This window comes from Polyangiaceae bacterium, assembly GCA_020633205.1.
In the GTDB taxonomy this organism is placed as follows: Bacteria; Myxococcota_A; Polyangia; order Polyangiales; family Polyangiaceae; genus JAHBVY01.
Window position 1 is genome coordinate 161,570 of the sequence record JACKEB010000019.1, and the last position, 17,286, is coordinate 178,855.

The 17,286-nt window shown below is 63.8% G+C and carries 14 protein-coding genes; 7 read left to right on the forward strand and 7 right to left on the reverse strand.

What is annotated here, in order from left to right; genetic code table 11:
- Together H6718_30445 and H6718_30450 are read left to right on the forward strand one after the other, a co-directional pair.
- On the forward strand, nt 1-468 hold the full coding sequence (locus H6718_30445; protein ID MCB9589774.1) for a winged helix-turn-helix transcriptional regulator: 468 nt from the start codon (nt 1-3) through the stop codon (nt 466-468).
- Between the two features lie 56 nt (nt 469-524).
- On the forward strand, nt 525-971 hold the full coding sequence (locus H6718_30450; GenBank protein MCB9589775.1) for an SCP2 sterol-binding domain-containing protein: 447 nt from the start codon (nt 525-527) through the stop codon (nt 969-971).
- A gap of 75 nt (nt 972-1,046) precedes the next feature.
- Here the strand turns inward: H6718_30450 and H6718_30455 are convergent, their stop codons facing one another.
- From H6718_30455 to pilM, 6 genes are all read right to left on the reverse strand, one after another.
- Nucleotides 1,047-1,268, reverse strand: coding sequence for a hypothetical protein (locus H6718_30455; protein MCB9589776.1), 222 nt, complete (start codon nt 1,266-1,268; stop codon nt 1,047-1,049).
- A 402-nt stretch (nt 1,269-1,670) separates the two neighbouring features.
- Nucleotides 1,671-3,980 carry a type IV pilus secretin PilQ gene (gene pilQ / locus H6718_30460; protein ID MCB9589777.1) on the reverse strand — a complete coding sequence of 770 codons (2,310 nt, stop codon included), beginning with the start codon at nt 3,978-3,980 and terminating at the stop codon, nt 1,671-1,673.
- A 315-nt stretch (nt 3,981-4,295) separates the two neighbouring features.
- Nucleotides 4,296-4,910 carry a pilus assembly protein PilP gene (locus tag H6718_30465; GenBank protein MCB9589778.1) on the reverse strand — a complete coding sequence of 205 codons (615 nt, stop codon included), beginning with the start codon at nt 4,908-4,910 and terminating at the stop codon, nt 4,296-4,298.
- A complete protein-coding gene (gene pilO, locus H6718_30470) occupies nt 4,910-5,533 on the reverse strand; it encodes a type 4a pilus biogenesis protein PilO (protein ID MCB9589779.1) in 624 nt (207 codons plus the stop codon). Before pilO ends, H6718_30465 begins: the two co-directional genes overlap by 1 nt.
- Nucleotide 5,534: 1 nt before the next feature.
- Nucleotides 5,535-6,173, reverse strand: coding sequence for a PilN domain-containing protein (locus H6718_30475; protein MCB9589780.1), 639 nt, complete (start codon nt 6,171-6,173; stop codon nt 5,535-5,537).
- A complete protein-coding gene (pilM, locus tag H6718_30480) occupies nt 6,170-7,246 on the reverse strand; it encodes a type IV pilus assembly protein PilM (protein ID MCB9589781.1) in 1,077 nt (358 codons plus the stop codon). Before pilM ends, H6718_30475 begins: the two co-directional genes overlap by 4 nt.
- 338 nt (nt 7,247-7,584) lie before the next feature.
- Here pilM and H6718_30485 point away from each other — a divergent pair, with 338 nt between their 5' ends.
- On the forward strand, nt 7,585-8,847 hold the full coding sequence (locus H6718_30485; GenBank protein ID MCB9589782.1) for a DUF882 domain-containing protein: 1,263 nt from the start codon (nt 7,585-7,587) through the stop codon (nt 8,845-8,847).
- Between the two features lie 268 nt (nt 8,848-9,115).
- On the forward strand, nt 9,116-9,922 hold the full coding sequence (locus H6718_30490) for a sigma-70 family RNA polymerase sigma factor (protein MCB9589783.1): 807 nt from the start codon (nt 9,116-9,118) through the stop codon (nt 9,920-9,922).
- A 13-nt stretch (nt 9,923-9,935) separates the two neighbouring features.
- Here the strand turns inward: H6718_30490 and H6718_30495 are convergent, their stop codons facing one another.
- The gene (locus H6718_30495; protein MCB9589784.1) at nt 9,936-12,629 is read right to left on the reverse strand and encodes a hypothetical protein; all 2,694 of its coding nucleotides are present in this window, start codon (nt 12,627-12,629) and stop codon (nt 9,936-9,938) included.
- Nucleotides 12,630-12,791: 162 nt separating this feature from the next.
- Between H6718_30495 and H6718_30500 the strand changes: the two genes are divergently transcribed.
- The 3 genes from H6718_30500 (at nt 12,792) to H6718_30510 (ending at nt 17,216) form a co-directional block, all read left to right on the forward strand.
- A complete protein-coding gene (locus tag H6718_30500) occupies nt 12,792-13,640 on the forward strand; it encodes a phosphatidate cytidylyltransferase (GenBank protein ID MCB9589785.1) in 849 nt (282 codons plus the stop codon).
- Nucleotides 13,641-14,081: 441 nt separating this feature from the next.
- Nucleotides 14,082-15,431: a Glu/Leu/Phe/Val dehydrogenase gene (locus H6718_30505; GenBank protein ID MCB9589786.1), complete on the forward strand. Its 1,350-nt coding sequence runs from the start codon at nt 14,082-14,084 to the stop codon at nt 15,429-15,431.
- A gap of 129 nt (nt 15,432-15,560) precedes the next feature.
- The gene (locus H6718_30510) at nt 15,561-17,216 is read left to right on the forward strand and encodes a HEAT repeat domain-containing protein (protein MCB9589787.1); all 1,656 of its coding nucleotides are present in this window, start codon (nt 15,561-15,563) and stop codon (nt 17,214-17,216) included.
- Nucleotides 17,217-17,286 lie beyond the last annotated feature (70 nt).

The window sequence follows — 17,286 nt, forward strand, 5'->3', positions numbered from 1 at the left end:
ATGCCTCGCCGAACAGCCGAGACAGGAAAGCGTCCCAAGCCCGCGACCGATACGGGCGCCGTTCTGGGCGCGCGGATCGCAGATGAGTGCATCCTCATGCGCAGCCGGCGTCTGAGTCGCGTGATCTCAAAGCTGTACGACGACGCTCTGAGGGAGCTCTCCCTCAGCTCAGCCCAGCTGAACCAGTTGGTTGCGATTTCGGTGGGTCAGACACTCGGCATGCGGGCGATCGACCTGGGCAAGGCGCTGGATATCGAGAAATCGACGCTGTCTCGCAACCTGTCACGGATGCAGGAAGCCGGCTGGATCCGACAAATTCCCCAGGGAAAACATTTGCTACTGGAGTTGACTCCCGCCGGAGAGGCGCTGCTGCGACAGGCCTACCCAAGGTGGCAGGCAGCCCAAGCCAGCGCTGAGCAACTGCTCGGCGGCGAACTCACCTCCGCACTTCTGGAGCTCGACCCGTAGCCTCGCTTCCTGGGCCAACGGTTGTATATACAACTCACTCGTGGGTACGCTTACCGGTGCTGGAGCCCCTGACCAAGCGAGAAGAGCCGGTCTATGTGATGCGCCACTCCGACGCCGCAGCTCACGTCGCCAAGCGCTTCCCGCACAAAACCCCGCGCTTCGTACAGAGCGGCCTCCGCGCCCGCAAGGCCCAAGGCTTCTTCCGCTCCCTGCCCATCGGCTTCCAACGCGGGCTCGCGAAGGACCTTGATCTGCTGTTGCACTTTCGCCTGGGCGAAGGCGAAGCGACCCACGAAGCCAGCGTGCGCATCCAAAACGCCAAGCTCAGCGTCGAGAGCGGCCTCCAAGGCTCGCCAAACACGCTGGTCGACGCAACCTCCAGCGCCTGGCTCGGCTACCTAGCAGGTGAGAAGGCCCTGTGGTGGCTCCTCGCAACCCGCGCCATCCGTATCCGCGGGGATGTAAAGGCGCTACGCCAGTTCGCCGCCTGCTTTCCGAAGTGAGCAGCTCTGCTTGCTTCGCTCATTGCCTCGAGGAAATAACTCGCGCCGCCCCCGATCGAGCATCAGGGGAACAGCTTAGTCGTCTATCCAGCCGTCGCTGAGCGCTTCGAACTCGCGCTCGACCTTCAGGCGGCGCTCCGACTCGAGCAGGATGCGGTACGCATCCGCTTCCTCCTGAGTCACGGCGGCCATGTGCTGAGTGCTCTGGTTAGCCTTCGGAGGGGGATCGCTGCGACGTGCCGCGTGTGGGATCACCACAGCGCGAACGCGTACGGTGGGGTGCCGAGCGTGCGCCATACTGTCATTATTCTGACGGGCCGGACGACCGATCGCAAGCTAGCTCAGGTGTTCAGGGCTGACGCCCCGCGCTTCGTGAACCGTGTGCGTAGCTGTGAGGCCGCGTAGGCCACCGCTACGCTGGACCTCTCCCCCCCAACAAACCCTCGAGATTGTTGCAGGCGCGCGTTGTTTGCTTTGTTCGCGCGTTGTTTGCTTGTTGGCGCTCTGCTTTGTTTCAGCGCGGTAACGGCCAGCGGAGACGCTTTGGGGAACATGACTGCAGCCAGTGTAGGTGTGCTCGTTACAGTCCCTTCGGTGGGCTGACATGTTCGCGGACCGAAGTGCTCGTTTCCATAAACAAAACGCCGATGCGCCGCTCGAGCGTTGGCTCTCGCGGCGCGTTAGTTGCTTGGTTTCCGCTCAGCGTCCGAGCGCTTCCGCGCGGTTCACGATGCGGGGGGTGAGGAAGATGACCAGCTCGCCTCGGGTATCACTCGCTCGGCGACGCTGGAAGAGCAGACCGATGAGCGGGATGTCGCCGAAGAAGGGCACCTGGTCCAGGTTGCGACCGGTGTTGCGGGTGAAGATACCGCCGATCACGGCCGTGTGGCCATCCATCACCAAGAGATCCGTTTCCGCCTCGCGCTTGAGGATGGTCGGATCGCCGCGGGGCGAAGTCTGGTTGAAGTCGGGCTCATCGCGGTTGATCTTCACGTGCATGCTCACGCTGCCATCGGCGGTAACGTGAGGCTTCACCAGCAGCTGCAGCTTGGCTTCCTGGAAGGTCGTCTGCACACCCTGAGCGCTGATCTGGGAGAACGGAATCAACGTCCCCTGGCTGATGCGTGCTTCGCGGTTATCCAAGGTGAGGATGCGCGGACTCGAGAGGATGCGCAGCATACCGCTCGACTCAGCTGCCGAGAGGCGCACTGCCAGGTTGATGGTGTTGTCGATCGACCCGAAGGTCAGACCAAGCGCGCCACCAGTGCCGGTACCGACCGTCGCCGGCAGGTTGACCGCGAAGTTCGGGTTCTGAACGTTGCGCTGGAAGGGCGACAAGCCTGCGGTGGGTGTGTCGGTGTCGCTAGCACCACCAACGACGCCAACACGGTTCGGGAACGCCAGACCCGTCGGGTTGCCGGTAGCAGCGGAGAAGGTGCCATCACCACCCCACTGGATACCGACGTCGCGCAGGTAGCGGCTCGTGGCTTCCACGATGCGCGCCTCCACCAACACTTGGGGCGTCTGGGTGTCGAGGGACCGCGTGAGCTCCTCGATCTGGTTCAGGTTGCCCGCGACATCGCGCACGATCATCACGTTGGTGCGCTCGTCCACCGCGATGCTGCCGCGCTCCGAGAGCAGATCCCTGGCTCGCGCTTGGAGCTCACTCGCCTCCGCGTAGCTCACGGGAATGAGGCGCGTCTCGAGGGGCTCCAGCTTCGCCATTTGGATGCGACGCTGGATCTCCATGTCGCGCTCCTTCTCGAGATCGGCGAGAGGTGCGACGCGAATCATGTTGCCCTGACGCACCATGCCCAAGCTCTTGGCTTGGAGGACCACGCTCATGGCTTGGTCCCAAGGCACGTTGCGCATGCGGATCGTGACGGTGCCGCTCACGTTGTCCGCCACGACTACGTTGACGCGACCCACGTCGGCCAACAGGCGCAATGCATCGTGAACGTCCGCGTCTTTCAGATCGAGGTCGATGCGGCGACCGCGGAACGCCGTGCGGCGCTCTTGGCCTGCCAGCGCGGGCGTGAATGCCCCGGCCTGGTCGGCGTCTTCCGCCTGCTCAACGGGTGCCGCGTCGTCGTCCGCGAGCTCGTTGAAGTCGGTACCGATCTGCGGCAAGCCCTCGGTCAGCGTGTCGACGTGCAGCGTGCGAGATTTCCGCGCGGCTCCGCCGTCCCGAGCCACGCCGGTCATGCTCGAGGGCAACTTGCCCGGCTCGTAGAAGCTCCAAACGATCGAGTCTCCGCGACGGGTGACGTCGCCGGTGGCCTTGGGGTCGGCATCGACCTCCAGGACTACCGTGTGCTTGTCCTTGCCGGAGGCGTAGCTCGAGACCGACGAGACCAAGCCGTTGAACGCGGAGGTGTCCAGGCGACGCTGCAAGCCTTCAGGCAGCTTCGCGCCCTGGATCACCAAGGTGTTCTTGCCCTTGCTGCTGGTCTGGCGGAACTCGGCATCGCCACTCACCCGAATCACGACTTCGTCTTTGAGCGACTCGTGACGGAAGCGAATGTCTCGCACCTGGGCGAGCTCAGGGGCAGCCTTCGGCGCCTCACGCTCTTCCGGTGCACGCTCGAGCACCCCGCTCTTGCCCGGCGCGAAGTTCATCACCAGGCGCTTGCCCTCGACGCGTACGGAGTACTTCGCCTCCTCGGTCAAGGTCACGAGAACGCGGACCACCTTGTCCTGGCCCTTGCCGAAGCTCTGGGTCAGCACACCGCCCACGACACCGCGTCGCTGGGTCACCGCTCCGGGCGCACCTCGGACGTCCGCGCCAGGAATGTCGACGATCAGTCGCTTCCCGCCCGCGCCAAGTCGCGCGGAGTAGGTGGGTTCGCGGTCGAAGGCGACCACGACTTGGGCCTCCCCCTTGGCCTTCGAACCCGTAACTCGCACGCTGGTTGCGTGCTTTAGCCCTGCAGCCGAGGCGTCGGGGCTCGCCAAGAGCAAGGTCGCACCAAGCGCGCACAACCCAGAGGCCCGCACCAGCCGGTGCATGAACCTCGCGGAAGCGCCCTTTGGCGATTTCGATTGGTGGTTGCTCGCTGAGTTGAGCCTCATCAGATCCGCTCCGGTTCGAATCATCCGACTCCAGAGTGAAGCCGGGTTATCGCTGGAAACCGTAACGTGCTGGCGCTCAACCGAACAAATTACCGGGGGAACATTCGTGCCGATTGTCGCAGCGACCGCCAGAGCGGGGGCAATGGACCCCAGATCGCGCCGAACGCGTCGACGAGCCGCGGCCAGTCAGCACGGCGGGTCGTCGGCACAACGTCTCACCCCCGAGAGGCGCGAAGAAACGGCGATTCGAGCTCAGTTGGAGGTCTGGATGTTCTCTGGCCTGAGCGGGATCACGCGGGTCGCGCTGGGCACATCCGGGTGAGTCGGGTCTTCGCGCACGAGCACGATGTCTTCCTCGCGGATTCGGTCGACCCGCCAGTTGATCTCGTACTCGGCTCCAGAGGTCCCAGCTTGAACTCGCTCCGCGCGACCGATGAACTGGCCCCGTTGCACCACGTGCCCCTTACCCGTTGGGTCAACCAACATCGCCTTTGCAGGGTTGATGCGGGTCACGAGGCCGATCAGCTTGAGCTCATCGATCGAGAACTGATCGAGCATGACCTCTCGCTGAGAGCGAACGGTGGTCTTTGACTCTTCGGCGAACATGCCCGCGAAGGAGCGGAACGGGTCTCGGCTGCGTTCCGTCTCGCTGAAGTCGGCCTCTTGGAACTCGACCTTGGGCGGCCCAGCATCTTCGCCCGGCCCCGCGGAGGCGGACGCTAGGCTGTCCACTGGAGCGGCTTGGGTCGTGGACTGCATGACCTTCTCCTCACACGCGACTCCGGCCAGGCCGAAGGCGGCGAGCCCAAGGACCCACAGCGCGCGACTGGCGCGCGGGCATTGCGAGGGAGCGATTCGGGGTGCCATCACGGAGACCCTTTCTTTGGCCGACCGCCAGGCTTGCCGGGCTCACCTGCCGTCGCGTTTTCCGCCGCTTTGAACGCCGTGGCTAGAGCGACGACCTTGATGAAGAAGTCATCGCCGTCTTTTTTTGGTTCGGTCACCGAGATGTTCTCAATATTGATGATCCGGTCTAGCTGGCCAACTTGGTAGAAGAACTTCGCGAGCTGGTGATACCGCCCACTGATCTCGATCTTCATCGGCACCCGAGCGTAGAACTGTTCCGGTACCTCGGGCTCCGGGCTCCACGCCGTGAGGGAGATGCCTGAGACGTTGGCGACGCTCTGCAGCGCGCTCAAGAACGACGGATACTCCGTGGTCTGGGGCAACACCTTGTTCAGCTCGCGCTGCCGTTGCTGGCGCTCCGTGAGTTCTTGGAGATCCTTCTGATAGGCGAACTCATTTTTCCGCGCGGTTTTGAGCTCATCGAGGAGCTTGGTCTCCTTGTTACCTGCCGCCTGAATGCGGCTGTTCACCTCGGTGTGGAACAAGGCGAAGTAGACCGCTGCGCCTGCGAGCATGACGACGCTGACGATGATGACCTTGGCCGCCAGAGAGAGGCGCGAGAGTGCAGATTCACCGCGAGCCATGTCAGTACCTCACCTTTGCTTCGAGCTGGAACTGCACCAGTTCGAGCTTGGTCGCCGTGTCGATCTGCTTCTTCGCCGGCAAGAGCTTCACATCGTAGAAGTAGCTCGACAGATTCATGCGCTTGGCGAGCTCGGAGACGTCTTCGCCGTCGCGAGCGAAGCCCTCGAGGCGCACGTTGCGCTGCTCTTCGACGAACTTCGTGAGCCACAGCCGCCTGGCGTCCCAGCTCGGGTTGAAGACCGCGAGCGGGTTCGTGCGCCGCAATTGATTCAGCTTGTCCGGGTCGACGCTGGGTCCGCGCCCAGGGGTCAGGATGCGCGCAAGCTCGAGCAGCATCGCCGTCGGACCGGAGCGCGCGCTCTGTAGCTTGGAGATGGCGTCTTCTCGGGCGCGCAAGGTTGCGAGCTGCGTCTTGACGTTGCCATGGTTCGCGACCTTCGCCTTCGACGCGTCGATCTGCGTCTGAAGCTCGCGGTTTTGCCGCTCCTTCGCCTCTAGCTCTTGGACCTTGAAGCTATGGAAGACGAACAAGCTCACGGCTTCGATCACCACCAGCAGCAAGCCAGCTACGAGCCATAGCTGACTTCCCTCGCGCTGCTCGGCGCGGCGCTTCTGGGGTAATAGGTTGATCCGAATCATGACGGACGGCTCTCCTTCTCCTTACGAAGGGTCAGGCCCAAGGCCACGGAGAGCTGCGCGGCCCGAGCCTGCAACATGCCCCCGTTGATGGAGCGATCTTCGATCGAAACGCGCTCCAGGGGAGACCAAACCTCGACCGGCACCCGAGACCGGTTCTCGATGGCTTGGCCCAAGGCGGCGAGGTTCGCGGTGCCCCCAGTCACGAAGATGCGACTGATTTCCCCTTCACCGCTCGTCGCCATGAAGAAGTCGAGGGAACGCTGGATTTCGGCGGCGATGGTGTCGCTGACGGCTTCGATCACCTGCACCACCTGCTGCGGCAGGATGCCGCCGTCAGGCGTCGCCGTACCGTCCACGCCGCCGCACTTGTAGGCCTCGGCTTGGTCGAAGGGCACGCCCATCTGCTTCTGGATTTCCTCGGTGATCACGTTCCCGCCGTTGGCGATCTCACGAGTGAATGCTGAGACGCCGCCGGCGATGATGTTGAGCGAAGAGAGGCTCGCACCCACGTTGATCAACGCGATGGTCTGATCACCTGGCAAGCCGCGAGAGACCTCGAACAGGTTCTGCACGCTGAAGGCGTCGATGTCGCAGACCACGGGCTTCAGCTTCGCGTCCCGCGCCAACTGCGCATAGTCGAGGATCTGCTCCCGCTTGGCAGCCACCAGCAACAAGTCCATTTGGCTCGCCTCAGGGCGACGCCGCAGCACCTGGTAATCCACCTGGACATCCTTGATGTCGAAGGGGATGTGCTGCTCCGCCTCCCAGTGGATCTGCTCCTCGAGCTCCGCGGCGGTCATCATGGGCACCGTGATCTTGCGGATGATCACGTTCTGACCCGACACGCTCAGAGCGCACTCCTTCTGCCGGATCTTGTTGTCGGTGAAGATACGTTGCAGCGCCTCGATGACGTTGCCTGCATCCATCACCTGCCCGTCGACGATGGTCTGGGGAGGCAGCGGGGTGTACCCCAGGCGCACCAGCCCGTAACCCTTTCGACTCTCCTTGATCTGGCAGACCTTGATCGAACTCGTTCCGATATCGACCCCGACCAGGTTCTTTCCTTCAGCCATCTTTCCTCACTCGCAGCACACCGCGGGAAGCTGCTGTGAAAGTGTGGCATTGCCATGGATCGACCGCCAAGAAAGCGCCGTTCGCTGGAGACACGAAAGTGCGCCTCCTCCGCACTTCACAGACGTGCAGACTGAACTTCACTAAGCACGCACGTCGTGAAGCCAAGCGAGCTTCGTTAAGCGTCCGCGGTCCGATTTGGGTTTGGGGGTGAGGGCCGCTGAATCACGCCGCGACTCGACAACCCAGCGTTCAAGCCCTTCGCCGTGTGACATCGATGGCGTGTCGCGCTCCAAAATTGGTCCAACCCGCGCGATGGACGCTAAGGCCCAAGGGTCGCATGAGCGTCTCGAGTTCAAAGCCGTTTCTAGCTGTTTTCGCCTGGTTCATCAGCGCTTGTTTGCTCTGCATAGGCGCGAGTGAAGCCTCCGCGGCCACCACCAACTCGAAGCACCCCATCGTCCACAAGGTCCAACGTGGACAGACGCTGGGGATGATCAGTCATCGTTGGAACATCCCCCTGGGTGGGCTTTGCACAGCGAACGGGATCAACCGCAAGAAGCCGATCCACCCTGGGCAAGAGCTGATCATCCCAGCCCTTGATGACCCGGAAGGCAAAGCTGCAGCGAAGCTGCGGTCACGGGGTTTCCTTGATGAAAAGCAGCGCCCCAAGCTGCTGGAAGAGATTGAGAAGGCCGAGCGAGCCGAACGCGAAAAGGCGGAGGCCGCCGAAAAGGCCAAGCGTGAGAAGGAAGAGCGCGCACACAAGGCCGAGCGCGCGAAAGCCGAGCGAGCCAAGCGCGCCGAACGCCAGAAGGCCGAGCGAGCCAAGCGCGCCGAACGAGAGAAGCAACAACGCAAGCGCAAGCTGGCGCGCAAGGAGCGGAGCCAACGCAAGTCGACGCGATCCCGCACTCAGCGAGCCTCCCGTGCAAAGTCGACGAAGCAGAAGGTAGCCAAGAACAAGCCCACCCGCCGCAGAGGCTATGTGCGCATCAAGGGCCTGATGGGCTCCTGGCACGGCTACGCGATCGATCAGAAGGGGAACGTGACCGAGGCTGCCAAGGCGGGCTTTCGCAAGGTGCTGCGCTCGTGGCGAACCGGAGCCGGCGCGGACATCGAACCTCGATTGATCCGCATGGTGGCGGAAGTCAGCGACCATTTTGGCGGAAAGCAAATCCTGGTGATCAGCGGCTATCGCCCCAAGCGCAAGGCCCAGTTCACCCCTCACTCTCGCCACAACTTTGGCCAGGCGATGGACTTTCATATCGAGGGAGTCAAAAACGAAGAGCTGAGGGACTACGCTCGCAAGTTCAACAAGGCAGGCGTCGGCTACTATCCCAACTCGAGCTTCATCCACTTGGACGCTCGTGAGTACCGCACGTACTGGATCGACTACTCGGGTCCAGGGGAGCGCCCTCGCTATGCCCATCAAGGCTACTCGGGACGAGACAAGGCACCCGCCGCAACAGCGGCGGACGCAACAGCGGCGGAGGCCACGGCGACGGACTCCCCGCCGCCCGCTCCAGCCCCCGAGGCCGCCAAGGACACGGACAGCGAGAGCAAGCCCGCAGAGGGAAAGGTCGCGCGGGGCGACGGCTGAGCGTCGATTGCGCTCGACCTCTGAGCCGCGTCCACGCGCGCCGACGCTCCCTTCTCCCCCAAGACCTGCGCGCGATCCGCACGGATAGGCATCCACGCCAACGGCTTGGCGCGGGCGTCAAAGCTTTGACTCGAGAGCTGTCCCTGGGCTGACGTACGGCGGAGAAGCGCCGGGGATTAACCCCCGTTTTCGTGATTGGCTGACGAAATCCGCCTGCGCGGGCACCTGGCACGACGCGTGCTGTAGGCCTCATCGGGAGGTTATCAACATGCAGCCGAACGAGACGACTCAGCCAACTAGAACCACCACGAAGACAGCAGCTAAGACTGCGCGAAATACTGGGCGCGTGCAGCGCGGTGCGCCGGTAAGGAGCCAACGCAAGCCCCGCGCGGGTGCCTCGTCTAGCTCCGTTCGCGAAGCCCAGCCGAGCCTCCGCAACCAAAGCGCGCTGACACCCAGCCGTCAGTCGAATGCCAGAGCGCTTCGCCCGACCGCGGAGCAGCAGAAGCTCTTCGAACAGCTGTTGCCCCTGGTCAACCAGATCGTCGGCGGCTTTCAGCGCCGGCTGCCGCGGAACGTCCTGCGAGACGACCTCCTGGGCGCGGCGATGGCTGGCCTGTGGGACGCGATCCGCAAGCACGGCGACCAGATCGAAGGGAACTTCGAGTGGTACGTTCGAGTGCGTATCCGCGGGGCAATACTCGATGAACTCCGTGCCCAAGACTGGTTGCCGCGTCGAGCCCGCGCAGCCGCAGAGCGGCACCCCACCGGACGCGGAGCTCCCAATGTCTTGCGCTTCGACGAGGTCAGTGACAGTGAACAGAATCGCTGCCTCGCGACTCCCGAGCGCTTCAGCGCGGAGCTCGCCCTGCTCAAGGCAGACGAGAGCAAGACCCTGCGCAAAGCGATCGCCCAGCTGCCCGAGCGCGAGCAGCAGATCATGACCGATCACTACTTCCGTGGGGTGAAGTTCAAGGATCTAGGCGCGCAGCTAGGCGTCAGCGAGCCACGCATCAGCCAACTGCATGCTCGCGCAGTTGCGCGCCTGCGGGAGCTGCTGCAGGACGCCGCCTGAGGGGCTCGAACTACTACTGCGCGCCCTTGGGCGGCGGGTAGTCATAGCTCGAAGGCTTGGTCGAGGGTGTCGCGCCCTTGGCCTTCCAGCGAAACGCATAGGGACGCATAGGCATGCCCAACGCATACAGCGCCGTCGCTTCGTACCCTCCCAGCGGCGGCGTTTCTGTGCCTGCACGATGCACGAAGGCAGGGTGCTGCGTACCGCGATCGAGTTCAGCCACTCGACGGCAGCCCACACGCAGCAAGACGCTGGCTAGCGGATCGCTGCTGTCGTGCCGAGCCAGGGCAACGACGACACGACCACGCTCAGTTACGCAGATCGCGCCGCGCTTGCGCATTGCCCCGCGCTCTCGCGCGACGGGCAAGAGCTCGCCGCCCTCAGCCAAGAGCGGCAACTGCGCGAGATGGCGCTTCGAGCTTGGCTCGACATCTTGAGTGTCACCAAGCAGTTGAATGGCGCCCTCTTCCACCACCAGTGTCGCGAAGCCCGACTTCGAGTTGATGGCGGGCTTGCTGTCGAAGGCGAGGCCCAGAGATGTCGCGCTGGTGGTATTGCCCAAGCTCACCGACGCCACGACTCGATGCTTGTCGTCTCCGGTCAGCTCGAGCAGCTTCGGCCCGGCTCCCGGGGAGGCGTACTCGCTCGAACCCGCGGTAAGCCTCCAAGCGACGCGCCCTGGTTCGAAGCTGAACAGCTCGACCCCTAGCGACCCCAAGGACATTTCTCCTCGGAAAATGCCAGGCCACCAGGTAGGAGACGGTTGGGTACCGGGCGCCGCCTGCCAGCGAACCTGAGATGGGTCGTTGGGCGTCGGCTCGCGGAGCATCACGTAGAAGAAGTCCTTCGCGGACCAGCGCACGAACTTGTCCGGTGCGATCCCCATTTCGGGGTGCGCCTTCGAGAGCTGGAACTCCTTCTTTTTGAGGTCCACGATGTCCGTAAAGACGAAGCCGCAGTGCCCCGGGTTCATGTCCAGGTGCATCCCGTAGGCGCACCCAGCCTGGCGCAGCGCCTTGCCGAGCGTGGGGCCGTCAATCTCGTTGCTCCAGCCGTAGTAGAGGTGCCCGGCGGGGGTCACGCAGAGCGCGGTGCGTTCGGTCATCACGCTAGTCCCCGCGAGCTGCCAGCCCCAGATGTAGCGTCCCGTCGGGTTTGCTACGCCATCCTCGACGAGCGGGTCCAGGTTCTGACGGAAGCTCTCTAAATCCGCGGGGATATCAGTGGTCTGCGGCCAGCTCCCCAACCCGACGCGGTGATCATCGGTCACGACCACCGTAGCGCCTCCAGGGATGGGCGGAAGCAGCACGCGCTTGCGCACCATCATTCCGTACTTGCCGTGGGTGGTCTTGAAGGCTCCGTTGAACGTGCCAACGACGCGCTTGAGCACCTCCGGCTCTCGGGGCAGACGCCCAGAGCCCGGCGGACCGGTGAGGGGCTTCGGATCTTCGAAGCCAGCCTCCATGTTGAGCTCGAGCCGGCGCATGTCCATCGCGATCAGCTGCAGCTCGGCGTACGGGCGCTTGGGATCTGGGCGAACGAAGGTCTTGTAGAAATAGGCTGGCGGCTTCTCGCCATCCGCCGCGGGGATCCCCGGGGATTTGGCCAGCCACGGCACATCCACCGGCACCCACTCGCCCTCGCCTGGCTTGGTCTCTTTCCACAAGGAGGGAACACTCGGAGGCGGCCAGCTGCTCTTGTCTCCATCGAGCTTCGAGTCATCCAGCATGGTGGCGACAGGCTGCTCGTCTGGGCTGTCGTTCTCGACCTTGAGTTCCGACTGGCCCCCCTGCTTGTCGAACAGGTTGTAAGTCGTCCGCTTGAGCGTGTCCTTCGCGCCGAAGACCTTGTCCTCGAGCCAAGCGATGGGGCCCGGGCCGACCTCGGCACGCACGGTATCCACCGCCCACAGGATGAAAGGCTTCTCGAAGTGGCGCTGGGTCACGGCCTTGGCGGCGTACGCCTGACCGCCTTCGGCCCCGACCAGCTTGTGCTGGTTCAGATCGTAGGTGAGGTTCCTGCCCCCAACGCCGAGATCGATCGACAAGAGCGAGGAGTCCATGCTCAAGCGCGCGCGCTGTGCGGGGATCTCGAACAAGATGTCGCTGCGCCCGATACCGGCGAAGCTGCCGGTGTCCTGATACGACGTCAGGCTCAGTAGAAAACGGTTGAGGGCTTTGGGCGGCTTATCTTCCGCGCGGATACCCTTCGTATCCAACACGGACACTCCCTGGATCTGCCCGAACGCCACGGTGGCGAACACCGCCTTGTCACCGCGAAGCTCCAACCCGACGTCGTCACCAACTTCGGTGTCGGTGATGTTGCGTACTCGGGTGACGCGAATGGGTTGCCCTTCACGAGTCACTCGAACGAAGGCGCGATACACGTCGTGCGGCGCGCCCGCTTCCTTGGATCCGAGGAAGAGCAGTGGGCGACCAAAAAGCAAATCCCCCAGCATGCCGCGGCTGGGTTCCCAGTGGATATCGCTCGGTTCCACGACGGCCCCCGCGCTCTTCCCGAGCATGTCGGCCACACCTGGAAGCGTCCGCGGCGGAGGCGCGCTACCGCGTGCCGAACTCACGAGCGCCCCAAGCACGATCAGCCCAGCGATGGGGCCGCGGGAAATCGCCCACCGCTTGAGCTTCAGCGCGGGGCCAGCGACCGGCTGCTTGGCGCTAGAAAATGGGACGGCGGGCGAGGAAACCACCGCCGGGGTCTACCCATCCGCAGGCGGGCGGGCAAGTCCGTGAAGCTTGTACACACTGCCCCGCGCTGGTACGTCCGGCGCTCCGGGCCGCGCCGAGGCGCGCCAAGTCGGAGAAACATTGAGTGTTTGCGCCTTTGAGGGCGCGAAGTCCCAGGAGTCAGTGTGGGCGATAGCGCAGCCAACAAGAACCTACTGGTCCGCATTCTGACCTCGGTCGTGGTGGTTCCCCTGCTGCTGGCGGCAATGTTCATCGCTCCAACTTGGGTCTGGTACTGCGTCGTCGGTTTCGCCTGCGCGGTGGGCGGGCAAGAGCTGTTCGGGATGACCCATCCGGGCGACAAGGTCGCTCAGGCGATCGGGATCATCGCCACCGCCGCCGTCAGCGTGACCCTCTACTTCTGGGGTAGCGACGCGCGAGTGCTGGTGACCCTGATGTTCGTCATCGTGCTGCAGGGTGCGTTGGTCCCACTCTGGCGCCTCGGCGAGATCCCCAGCGCGGGCCTGCGCATCATGGCCGGCATGGGAGGACCGCTCTACGTCGGCGGCTTGCTCACCACCATTGCGATGATCCAACGCGACTATCACGCTCAGGGCGGACCGGGTCTGGTCGTCATCATCCTCGCGATCGCTTGGCTGGGTGACACGGGGGGCTACTTCGCGGGACGCTTCCTCGGGAAGACGAAGCTCTACCCAGCCGTCAGCCCAAAGAAGACGCGCGAAGGTTTCGTGGGCTCGCTCTGTGGCTCGGTGCTCGGTGGCGTCGTGTTTCAGCTGCTCTTGGTGCCTGGCCTTCCCACTTGGCAGATCGCGGTCGTCGCCTTGGTTGCTGGGGCGCTGGGTCAGATGGGCGATCTGGTCGAGTCGCTGCTGAAGCGCTCGACAGGGATCAAGGACAGCGGGTGGATCGTTCCAGGTCATGGCGGAATTCTGGATCGCCTGGACGCGGTGCTCGTGGTCAGCCCGCTGATGTACCTCTACCTGCTGTGGGCCCAGCCGTTTCCGTCGCCTTGAGATCCACGCCTTCGACCGAGCGTTCGTTGAGCGACGGAACAGGAAGTCGAGGCAATGCGACGGAAGCTTCACCGCGCCGGTGTGAGGTTTGACCAGCGCGTGCGCGCACGGAAGCGGCACTACCCTGCATGCCGCAGCGCGCTGTTGCTGCTTCACGCAAACACGAGATGAAGTGCGCACGAAACAACGCAGATCCCGTTGAGCGCGGAAAAGCAGCCGTCGCGTTGAACAGCCCAACTACGCAACTCGAGCTAACGCATCGCGTTGCCTAAAAATCGACTTCACACCGAGCGAAACTCATCGAAAAGTCTGGTTACGCGCGCTATTCGCCGCGCGAAACATTGCGGACACATTCACTCCTCACCGGGATGAATGATCACATCAACGCACGCCGCACAAGGCGACCAGCAAACACCGCAATGCGCTCAGGAGTAATCCAACATGACCCAAAGTGCAGTGACGGAAGCCCCTTCTTCCACGCAATCGTCCTCCACCAAACGCGCCTCTCGCCGTCCCAGCGCACCGCCCGGTGAAAAGCACCAGTTCTTCCGCGTGATCCAGGGCTACCTGGACGAAGCGGCGAAGCTGATCAACATGCCGGATTACATCCGCACGATCCTGCGCCAGCCGAAGAACGAGATCATCGTCAATTTCCCTGTGCAAATGGACAACGGTGAGTACCGACTCTTCAAGGGGTACCGCATCCAGCACTCGAACATCCTCGGCCCCTATAAGGGCGGTATGCGCTACCACGAGGACGCATCCCTCGACGACTTCAAGGCGCTGGGCGCGATGATGACCTGGAAGTGCGCGCTCATGGATCTACCCCTCGGCGGCGCTAAGGGCGGGATCAAGTTCAACCCCTACCAGGTCAGCCGTGCGGAACTACAGCGCATCACGCGTCGCTTCTTCCACTCACTGGGCGGCAACATCGGCCCCGATTACGACATCCCCGCCCCCGACATGGGCACCAACGGTCAAACCATGGCCTGGGCGATGGACACGTACATGAACACCGTGGGCATGGTCAGCAAGCAGGCCGTGATGGGCGTCGTCACCGGCAAGCCGGTCACCAGCGGTGGCACCCACGGCCGCGTCAAGGCCACCGGCCAAGGCGTGGTGCATTGCATCCGCTTCTGGGCGGATCGCAACCGCTTCGACCTGCACGGCAAGAAGCTCCTGGTCCAAGGCTTCGGCAACGTCGGTTCTCACACCGCGGTGCTGCTGAGCCACATGGGCGTGTCCACCGTCGGCGTCGGCGATCACACGGGTTATCTCTACAACCCCGAAGGCTTCAACGTTTACCGCCTGCAAGAGTACGTCGCGGAGCACGGGTCCATCGCCGGCTACCCCAACGGACACGCCGTGACTCGTGAAGAGTTCTTCAATATCCAGGCGGATATTTTCGTACCTGCCGCGTTGGAGAACCAGGTCGACGTCGCGGAGGCCAACGCGCTGAACGGCGTGCGCCTGGTAGCGGAAGGCGCCAACGGCCCGTGCACCGTGGCTGGCGAGCAAGTGCTGCGCGAGCGCGGCATCGAGGTGCTGCCCGACGTGCTGGCGAACGCCGGCGGCGTCACGGTGAGCTACTACGAGTGGGTACAGAACCGGCGCAGCGAACAGTGGACGCTCGAAGAAGTGGACACCCGTCTCGAGGGCGCCATGCGTGACGCCTACCGCCGAGTGGAGGAGTTCGAGCGAGTCCACAACTGCGGCATGCGACTGGCGTGCTACGGCGTGGCCCTTCAGCGACTGCAGAAGGTCTATGAGGAGCGCGAAATCTTCCCGTAGCCAGTCGGCTCCCAAGGAGCACCGTGACGAGGCAGGGCGAACAGCCCTGCCTCGCGGCGTTTTGTGGTGCGGAGCCGCGCTTTGCTAATCAGCTTGTCACCGCCGCCCCGCTCTGTTCCCCTCCCCCCCATGATCCCCCTAGTGATCGTTGGTGGTCTCGAAGTTCCCGAAAGTAACCAGGCAGCGTGGCTCGCGGAGTCTCTCGATCCGGCGCAGTATCAGGACTGGCCGGAGGACACGCCTTTGATCCGCGGGGAAAGCGAAGGAGCCTTCGAGAACGTCGGCGAGTTGTTCTCCGCGCTGGAGAGCGAGCTCGAGGCGCCCTCGTTCTTCGAGCTTACGCAGGACGGTCTTCAGGCCTTCTTCACCCCGGACATGGCCGAAGACTTGAGCCAGGACCTCGCGACGGCTTTGCGGCTCGCGGAGCGCCACGGCGGCAAGGGACTCGTGGCGTTCATCGCCATCTCGGAGGAGGTCGCTTGCGCTTTGCCCATCGGAGAAGGCACGGGGCTCGCCTCACCAACGTGGATGCCCGCTGGTGAGGCGCTAGGCCCGGAGGTGATCGCGTTGCCGTTCATCTCGGTAATGGACTACGTGAAGGCGCTCGACTCGGATCCCGATCTCACCCGTGCGGAGTTCCTCGCGGAACGGCGCGGTCTAGGTTTGTTGCCGCTCGAGGAGCAACCGCTGCACCAGGAGCTATTGAAGCGCCTGGCCGCCTTGGACGCCAAGGCACTGCACGCGGCCATGCATGAGCATGAGGTCAGCGACATCGAAGGTAAGCCGCTCAGCAAGACCCACGACGACGCAGAAGCGTTGCGCCAGGCCATCGCCGCCGCGACGCCTGAGGTGCGAGCTGCCGCCATCGAGCTCTTGAGCCTGGTCGATCCGGAGTCAACGGCGAAGCACGCCCTTGAGCTCCTGAAAGACCCGTCTCGCCAAGTGCGGCGCCACGCGGTGCTGGCGCTCGGCCGCTCGCCTTCGGACAGCGACTTCCAGGTGCTCCTGGATCTCGACCACGGGTCGCTAGACGCTGACCCACTGCTCCAGGGGATCCTCCGGGAAGCGGTGGAGCACAGTGAAGCCCCGAACGCAGATGAACACGTGCTGGAGCGCATGCGCAGTCACGCCAAAGAAGAGGACTGGGGCAAGGCGCTGCGCGGCAGCCCAGAGCGCCAAGCGCTCTTGCGGCGCGCGGCTCTCGCCCTGGAGCACGCAGCCGCTCGCCTGGGTTACAAGGTGGCGCCGGCGCTGGAGAACTGGTTCGACAAGCACCCCCACGAGGATTTCCGCAGGGCCGTTGCTCAGGCGTTGCTCGAGGCCAATCCGGACCTCACACCCAAGAAGGAAGAAGCCATCCAGCTCGCCCTGATGGGCATGGGCAAGGGAGCCAATCAAGACGAGGCCAGGCGCCTCGAGATCCTCGAGCTTCCGCGCGGAGATTACTCGAACGGCCTGATGCGCTTCGAAGAGATCGACGCAGGGCAACTCGCCCAGCTAGTGAACGAGGGCTTTGCGCATCCCGATATCGCCCAGAACGAGGCGCCGCCAATCGGTCTGTTCCTCGACTGGATGCAGCGGCACCCCGAGCTCAAGGCGAGCGGCTACCTGATCCCGCCCACACGGCCCGACTACCGAGTCAGCCTCGACACGCTCACCCTCGGGGACTTGAAGGGCATCCCAAAGGAGCGCCGACAGGAGCTGGAGGAACTCTTCGAAGCGCTGGCAGAGACCGCGACCAATGTCGAGCCCGAAGGCTACGCCCTGCGGCGCTGGTGGACTTGAGGCGACAGACTGACGCTGCAGGGGCGCGCCGTCGTTGACAAGGCGCGTCGCTTTCCGGGATTCTCCCCCG